Annotated in this window: 9 protein-coding genes and 1 riboswitch; of the genes, 2 read left to right on the forward strand and 7 right to left on the reverse strand. The window is 38.1% G+C overall.

Translation table 11 applies throughout. The features are described 5' to 3' along the window. Positions 1-12 precede the first annotated feature (12 nt). The 4 genes from ACQKN2_RS18695 to ACQKN2_RS18710 form a co-directional block, all read right to left on the reverse strand. A complete protein-coding gene (locus ACQKN2_RS18695; protein WP_427416277.1) occupies positions 13-768 on the reverse strand; it encodes an SDR family NAD(P)-dependent oxidoreductase in 756 nt (251 codons plus the stop codon). Continuing rightward, complete coding sequence (locus ACQKN2_RS18700) at positions 765-2,507, reverse strand: methyl-accepting chemotaxis protein (protein ID WP_427416278.1); 1,743 nt, start codon at positions 2,505-2,507, stop codon at positions 765-767. Before ACQKN2_RS18700 ends, ACQKN2_RS18695 begins: the two co-directional genes overlap by 4 nt. Before the next feature lie 105 nt (positions 2,508-2,612). Continuing rightward, positions 2,613-2,698, reverse strand: a riboswitch (cyclic di-GMP riboswitch). A 222-nt stretch (positions 2,699-2,920) separates the two neighbouring features. Continuing rightward, positions 2,921-3,118 (reverse strand): hypothetical protein, encoded by a 198-nt coding sequence (locus ACQKN2_RS18705; RefSeq protein ID WP_427416279.1) that lies wholly within the window; start codon positions 3,116-3,118, stop codon positions 2,921-2,923. Between the two features lie 316 nt (positions 3,119-3,434). After that, entirely contained in the window at positions 3,435-3,929 is a 495-nt protein-coding gene (locus ACQKN2_RS18710; protein WP_427416280.1) for a DUF1456 family protein, read from the reverse strand. 206 nt (positions 3,930-4,135) lie between these two features. Here ACQKN2_RS18710 and ACQKN2_RS18715 point away from each other — a divergent pair, with 206 nt between their 5' ends. Continuing rightward, on the forward strand, positions 4,136-4,333 hold the full coding sequence (locus ACQKN2_RS18715; protein ID WP_079562673.1) for an alpha/beta-type small acid-soluble spore protein: 198 nt from the start codon (positions 4,136-4,138) through the stop codon (positions 4,331-4,333). A gap of 87 nt (positions 4,334-4,420) precedes the next feature. On the opposite strand, the gene ACQKN2_RS18720 is transcribed toward ACQKN2_RS18715, so the two are convergent. The 3 genes from ACQKN2_RS18720 to rlmD all read right to left on the reverse strand — a co-directional run bounded on the left by ACQKN2_RS18720 (position 4,421) and on the right by rlmD (position 7,464). Beyond that, positions 4,421-5,410, reverse strand: coding sequence for a tRNA dihydrouridine synthase (locus ACQKN2_RS18720; RefSeq protein WP_427416310.1), 990 nt, complete (start codon positions 5,408-5,410; stop codon positions 4,421-4,423). A gap of 492 nt (positions 5,411-5,902) precedes the next feature. Next, complete coding sequence (locus ACQKN2_RS18725; protein WP_427416281.1) at positions 5,903-6,091, reverse strand: hypothetical protein; 189 nt, start codon at positions 6,089-6,091, stop codon at positions 5,903-5,905. After that, the gene (gene rlmD / locus ACQKN2_RS18730; RefSeq protein ID WP_427416282.1) at positions 6,091-7,464 is read right to left on the reverse strand and encodes a 23S rRNA (uracil(1939)-C(5))-methyltransferase RlmD; all 1,374 of its coding nucleotides are present in this window, start codon (positions 7,462-7,464) and stop codon (positions 6,091-6,093) included. The genes ACQKN2_RS18725 and rlmD overlap by 1 nt, the downstream gene beginning before the upstream one ends. Before the next feature lie 47 nt (positions 7,465-7,511). Between rlmD and ACQKN2_RS18735 the strand changes: the two genes are divergently transcribed. Then, a partial coding sequence (locus tag ACQKN2_RS18735; RefSeq protein WP_427416283.1) for a hypothetical protein occupies positions 7,512-7,876 on the forward strand: 365 nt, incomplete at its 3' end.

The following is a 7,876-nucleotide window of genomic DNA, read 5'->3' on the forward strand; positions in this document are numbered from 1 at the left end:
TAGTTTCCCACATTATCCGTTCATAACGACTCCACCATTAGGTGTTAATATTTGACCCGTATAGAAATTCGCATTTTCTGAAGCTAAAAATAACACGCTCTTTGCGATTTCTTCTGGTTGAGCTAATCGTTTTAACGGATATTTAGCAGACTCTTCCTCCACATAATTTTCGCCAAATTCCTTTAGGATGTCTGTAAATGTTCCACTAGGAGCTACTGCGTTGACTAATATCGAAGGCGCTAACTCTCGTGCCAAAGCCTTCGTAAATGCATTGATGCCACCCTTTGCAGCAGAATAATGCGTAAATTCCTCACAACCTAAACTACCAATATCAGAAGAAATATTAATAATTTTTCCTTTGTTTCGTACTTTCATTCTTTTTACTGCCTCTCGACAATTGTAGAAGCAACCGTATAGATGAACTTTAATCATTTTATCCCATTGCTCATCTGTTAAATCTGTAATGCTTGAAGCTTGTGCAAATCCAGCGTTATTGACAAGAATATCAATATCGCCTAACTGTTTGTCCATAGCTTGATGCATAGCTTGAACTTGCTGAGAATCCGATACATCTGCATTAAATTTCATAGCCTGTACACCAAACTTTTCCGCTTGTGCACGAACCTCTTCTGCCTCGTTGTCATCACCAATATAATTGATACATACATTGGCTCCTTGCTCGGCAAAGCCTAAAGCAATGGCTTTGCCGATTCCTTTACTGGAACCTGTAATGAGTACATTTTTTCCTTTAAAATTAATTTCCATCATTGATCATTCTCCAATTTGAATTTTGTTACAAGTACCTGCAATTCTTCGGCTGTTTTTCCTAATGAAGAAGATGCCTCTTTCACCTCTTGCATGGTCGTCAATTGCTCTTGAGTTGCGCTTGATACGTTCGACGAGAATTCAGATGACTGCTCCGCAGATTGCTTAATATTATTGACAGATGCTGCGACTTCCTCCGAAGAAGCGGAAATTTGTTGAGACGCAGCTGAAATTTCGCGAATCTGACTTGCCACTTCTTCTGATGAAGTGAGAATTTCTTTAAAGATTTCCCCTACCTCATTTGTAAACTCCATACCCGCCTTTACATCTTCTTTTCCTTTTTCCATAACAGTGATAGAAGCGTTTGAATCAGCTTGAATTGTACTAATCAAATTGTATATTTCCGTTGCAGATTGTGATGATTGCTCCGCTAATCGTCTAACCTCGTCAGCGACAACAGCGAAACCTTTCCCATGCTCTCCTGCCCTAGCAGCTTCGATTGCCGCATTCAATGCTAGTAAGTTTGTTTGATCTGCTATTGCTGTAATAAGACTTACGATATCGCTAATTTTTTTCGTATTGATATGTAAACCGTTTATTGTTGTCCCTATTTGTTCAACAGAACCATTGATCAATTCCATTTGTGCAATGACTTGTTGAACAACATGATTTCCACGTTCTGAAGCTTGAGAAGCAGAAATAGATGATTCAGCAGCTGTATTAGCAGAGTCAGCAATTTGCTGGATGCCTGTAGCTGTTTCCTCCATAGCCGCTGCAGTTTCCTCAGTCATAACCATTGAAGCCTCAGCATTTTGCGTGATTTGCCCCATATCTTGAGCAATATTTGTTGCGCTGTTATATGTCTCTGCTGCATTCACAGTTAGCTGATTAGCTGCAGAAGAAACGTTATTAGATGTATTTCTAATATTTAAAATGATATGTTGTAGATTCGAAACCATCGTATTAATCGATTCAGATAAATTTCCAATTTCGTCCTTCGTTATTTCTAAATCTACATTTACTAATTCCCCATTCGCTACTTGATTTGCAGCATTTACTACTTTCTTAAGTGGCTTTAATAGACGATCAATAATTATGTAAAGTAACGCTAATAAAATTAAAATTCCAATAACAGCTATAACAATTTGTTTAATGATACTTGTTTTAATGATTGTATTTATATAGTCCGCAGAATAATCAAGACCTAATAATGCAATGAGCTTGCCATTGTCATCTTTAATAGGGCTAAATACAGTTCGCCATGAACCATAAGGATCTTGGAAAATATCAGTTACTTCAGTGCTATTATTTTTAATAGCCAATTTAGCTGTTGTTACATGTTCATCTGCTAAATCAGTAAAGAGTTCACCCGCTTCATATACTTCATTCAAATTAGAGGTATAGCCTATTGGGGTAACGCCATCTGCATCCTTTACATCCCAAATATAGCTCCAGCTCATAATTCCTTGTTCTTCTTGAATCCTATCGAGTTGCTTTTGAATTTTCTTAAATTCAGCATTCGTTTCTCCCTTTTCAGACAACAAATCTTTAATATCATCACTATTAAGATTCATAGCTGTCAATAAACCAACACTTTTCAACTCTTGCTCTAAATCAACAGACATTCGATTGTTTAATTCTCTAATACTTTGCGTAGTAATAATAGCAATTAAAAGTAAAACAATTATAGAAACCGTTAGTAAAAGTTTGTTTTTCAATGAAGCATTTTTTAACAACCTCATGATTACTTCCCCCTTTATTATGTTTTTGGCAAAAAAATAACCTATTTCAAAAGAAATAGGCTTCAAAGAATATAACTAGCAATTATATGTACTTAACTAGTACTCCTTCGCAGCTCAGCCATCATAGTAATTAAAACCTTAGACCTGTAGCTTTGCGTCTCTACCTTTCGGTAAATTTGCCCATCTTTTTCCTTCCAAAATTAACACAATAGGTAAAAGTAGTCAATGTCACTAGATAAAAATACACATGTTTTTTACTATTTTACTATAAGTATGAAATGAACACTATTACATAATTTTCTCGGCTCATCCACAATTTGCGTAAATAAAAACAGCTACAACGCAATATTGTAGCTGCTACTATAATTTAAAATAATCAATTACCCCTAAATGATTATTCATATTAAAAATACTTATCCGTTTAGTGTCATGACTAAAACTGCCGGTATAAATGATACTGCAAACATACTCACATACCACATCGATGTACGGCGTAATGAAAAACGAACTTGTTTCTTTTCTGCATAAAAAATGTCTATCATAATTGCAGCAACTACAAGTGGAATAGTAACACATGCGATAGCAACTAATAAAATTTTTAAAGTAAACATAAAAGCACCCCTCTGTTCGTGAACATTTATTTTCCATCTTTGTGACAACTTTATGTCAATCTCAGTGTACACAATTCCGTCACAAACTGTCAACCACATTCGACTAAGAAAAATGCGCTTTTTGCAGAAAATTTTAATCATATTATAGATTTTTACGTAATAACCCTTATAAAAAAAGCAGTTGCAAAGTTGCAACTACTTTTTTTGTGATTAATTTATTTGCTATTCACTAAAATTTCCACTTGACTACTTAAAAGAGAACGCTAGGACACGTCTCAGCCTTCACGCTTCAGCATAGCTTTTAGTACCGAGCCATTTAATCTCTATATTTATCTGTTAGCCCTCTTAAAAAATTCCTCACAAAGCGATCGCCACATTCTTTATAGTTACGATGACTTGGATTTCTTAAAATGGCACCTAATTCGCCTTTCGAAACGCTAACGCCACCATCATATAAAATATCGAGCATCTCTTCACTCGTTAAGGCTAACGCTATCTTCACTTTCTTTAATAGCATATTATTAGGACTTTCTTTTCCAGACACAGGTGGTGGTCCTTCTGGCTGACCAGACTTAGGCTTTTGCGGACCTCGTTTAAATGTAATAAATCCATTTAAAAAAGCCTCTACCATTTTATTATTACATTTAATGTATTCTTCTGGTGCTTCTTCCTCATCATTAACTTTGATAAGCATGTTCAATACTTCTTCCTTCGTAAAGTCCATGCCTCCTAGCTTAAAAATTTCTACCATATCTTTATTTTTGATATCTAATGCATATCTTAAACGAATTAAAATATCATTGTTCGTCATTTAAAAAACCTCCATTTTAGCTGTAAAGCGCTTCTAACAATCGTATCTTCAAGATTGTAGCATTACTTTATTATAGCAGAGACATTCACAATTTTAGTTAGCTTTCCAAAAGTTACTTTACTATAGTATTTAGAATGTGCATTTTATTTTTTAACATGTATGATTAGCCAACTCTCGACCATTCTAATCACAAGGAGGTGAGATAAATGGCTAATCGTAGTTCAAATAAGCTTCTAGTTCCTGGTGTACATGAAGCTGTTACTCAATTGAAGTATGAAATCGCACAAGAATTTAATGTACAATTAGGGCCAGAAGCCTCTTCTCGTGCAAACGGATCAGTCGGAGGAGAAATTACAAAACGCCTCGTAGAAATGGCTGAAAAACGTTCAAAAGGTTTATTATAATAATAAATTTCAAAAAGAACGAATCCCTTTTATTAATTGGAATTCGTTCTTTCATGTTTTTGCAGTTACATCATTCTACCGTCATCGTCAATCAACATTATTTGATTCAAAGTTATCAAGCAATGCACGCACTTCATCTGTTGATTTCGTGTTCATCAATTGATTTCTTAATTCACCAGCTCCACGGAATCCTTTGACATAAATTTTGAAAAAGCGATGAAGCCCTGTGATTGAACGTGGTAGTGCTTCCGCATATTGATCTTGAAGATCAAGCTGCAGTCTTAAAAGATCAAGGTACTCTTTACTGCTATGCTCTTTTGGCTCTTTTTCAAAAGCAAAAGGATTTTTAAAAATACCTCGTCCGATCATAACACCATCAATACCATATTGTTCAGCAAGCTGCAGTCCAGTTTGACGGTCAGGAATATCTCCATTGATTGTTATTAGCGTATTTGGTGCGATACGGTCACGTAATTTTTTGATTTCCGGAATTAGCTCCCAATGCGCATCTGCTTGGCTCATTTCCTTTCTTGTACGTAAATGAATAGAAAGGTTCGCAATATCCTGTTTTAAAATATGCGTTAGCCACTCCTCCCACTCATTTACCTCTTTAAAGCCAAGTCGTGTTTTCACACTGACAGGCAATCCGCCCGCTTTTGCTGCTTGAATAAGCTCTGCCGCAACGTCCGGACGCAGAATAAGGCCACTGCCTTTCCCTCTCGATGCCACATTCGGTACAGGACAGCCCATATTAATATCGATGCCTTTAAAACCTAGCTCTGCCATACCAATACTCATTTGACGGAAATATTCGGGATTATCACCCCAAATATGTGCCACCATTGGCTGTTCATCTTCTGTAAAAATCAAACGACCACGCACACTTTTCATGCCCTCTGGATGACAATAGCTATCAGAGTTTGTAAACTCTGTGAAAAATACGTCCGGTCGACCGGCTTCACTTACGACATGACGAAAAACAACATCCGTCACATCTTCCATTGGTGCAAGTACAAAAAATGGTCGTGGTAAATCACGCCAAAAATTATCTATCATTTCAAACTCAAATCCTCTCACTGTGGGTACAACTTCAAACTCTCGGTCAAAAAATATGAAGCCCAATGTTCCACTTCTTTTACACTTATATCATGCTCAATAACTGAATATCAAACACAAGTACATTTGGACATTTATAATTTGTGATGATCTGCAATGTTTATTTTAACGAAAATCAGTCCTGAATGGTATGTTTATAAACAAAAAGCAGATGGCATAGATTTTTGAACTGAACCCCGAATAGTGGACACTTTATTCCAAAAACATAAAAAAGCAATTCAAGATAACGGTTAATTTATCATAAAGCAATCGAATTATAAACCCTTTGATTTCAAACCCCGTTCTTGAACTGCCTATTATAATGTTCTGATACCAATTATGAGGTGTATAATTTTCATCACATATATCAAAAGTAACCTCTTCTATTCAAGCATAAGATTCAACCAAAACCCTTCCATGCTTACACAAAAAGGATGGAATATTCACTCCATCCTTTCAGAATTCTATCATTTACTAATCAATCACCCGAGCAACATCCCTACCACAAGTCTTGCATTTCCCCTTCAATACAGGGGCAAATTCTCCCTCTTGTATCGTGTACTTCACAATTGCCGTTACACCACAATTGCCACAAAATACGTTTTTCACGAGCATTTCTCTGATATCTTTCGGGATAGAGAGCCATTTTTTTGCTGCGTCCATTATGATCGCTCCTTTAGAGTTAGTTCCGTAACAACCTCTACATGCGTCGAATGCGGGAACATATCCACAGGTTGAATCTCCTGCGTTCGATAGCCCCCATCCTCCAAAATTCGAAGGTCACGTGCTAATGTAGCTGGGTTACAGGACACATAAACAACACGCTTAGGACGTTGCTCTAAAATCGTCTGAAGAAGCTCCTCATCGCAACCTTTGCGTGGTGGGTCAACTACTAAAACATCTGCTTCCTTACCTTCCTTATACCAACGTGGAATAACTTCCTCTGCTGGCCCAGCCTCGAAATACGTATTCGTAAAGCCATTTAGTGCTGCGTTACGTTTTGCATCTTCAATCGCTTGCGGGACAATTTCAACGCCCATAACAGCCTTTGCTTGTTGTGCAAGGAATAATGATATTGTGCCTATCCCACAGTAAGCATCAATTACTCGTTCATCACCCTGTAAGTCAGCGTAGTCTAATGCTTGTTTGTATAGAACTTCCGTTTGCTCAGGGTTTACTTGATAAAATGAGCGGGCTGAAATTTCAAAGCGAACATCGCCAATTGTATCAATAATAACGTCCTTACCCCACAGATTTACGGTTTCATCACCGAAAATAACGTTCGTTTTGTCGCTGTTAATGTTTTGCATAATGGATGTGACATTCGGAACAAGCTTCTGAATTGTCGCAACAGCGGCTTCTTTTTGCGGGAACTTTTTCTTTTTAGTTACGAGAACAACCATCACTTCACCAGTTGCTCGTGCCTTACGAACAACTACATGGCGCAGCATTCCCTCATGTGATAGCTCGTTGTATGGTTGAACACCGATTGCCACTAGTTCCTTCTTCAAACCTGCAAGAATAGCGTCCGCTTCCCCAGTCTGAATTAAGCATCGCTCCATATCCACAATGCTATGAGACTTCGTTTTGTAGAAACCAGCAATTGCTTGTCCTGCTTCATTTGAGGAAAAAGGTATTTGCGCTTTATTACGGTAATGCCAAGGCTCTTCCATACCTTTCACAGGTAGAACAGGCGCATCAATTTTACCAATGCGTTGCATAACATTACGCACCATGTTTTCTTTCCATTTTAACTGTCCTTCATAAGACAGGTGCTGTAATTGGCAGCCGCCACATTGTTTAAAATATTCACAAGGCGCATCTACACGATCTGGTGATGGCTCGAGAATTTCTACGACCTTCGCAAAGCCGTAGTTTTTTAATGTTTTTACAACATGTACTTCCGCTGTTTCATTAGGAAGTGCACCTTGGATAAATAATGGATAGCCATCGACCTTTGCGACGCCATTGCCATCATGTGTTAAATCTTCTATATAAACTGTTAATCGGTCATTTTTTTTCACGGGTGCTGACATTCGTACATCCTCCATTTCAATCTCTTTATTGTAGCATGTTGTGGCGGATGAAAAAAGAACAAGGCTACATATTAACGGCTCGGGTGTGTCGAGAAAACAAACTGCTCAGGTATGCCATTTCCTTCCCTTTCGCGGGGGTTCACTCTCTTCGCGGGTATTTCGCTCTCTTCCGCGGGTATTCACTCTCGCTTCGCGGGTATTTCGTTCTCTTCCGCGGGTATTCGCTCTCGCTTCGCGGGTATTTCGCTCTCTTCCGCGGGTATTCACTCTCGCTTCGCGGGTATTTCGTTCTCTTCCGCGGGTATTCACTCTCGCTTCGCGGGTATTCACTCTCGCTTCGCGGGTATTTCGTTCTCTTCCGCGGGTATTCGCTCTCGCTTCGCGGGTATTTCGCTCTCTTCCGCGGGTATTC

The organism is Lysinibacillus sp. NPDC093688 (assembly GCF_050280145.1).
In the GTDB taxonomy this organism is placed as follows: Bacteria; Bacillota; Bacilli; order Bacillales_A; family Planococcaceae; genus Lysinibacillus; species Lysinibacillus xylanilyticus_B.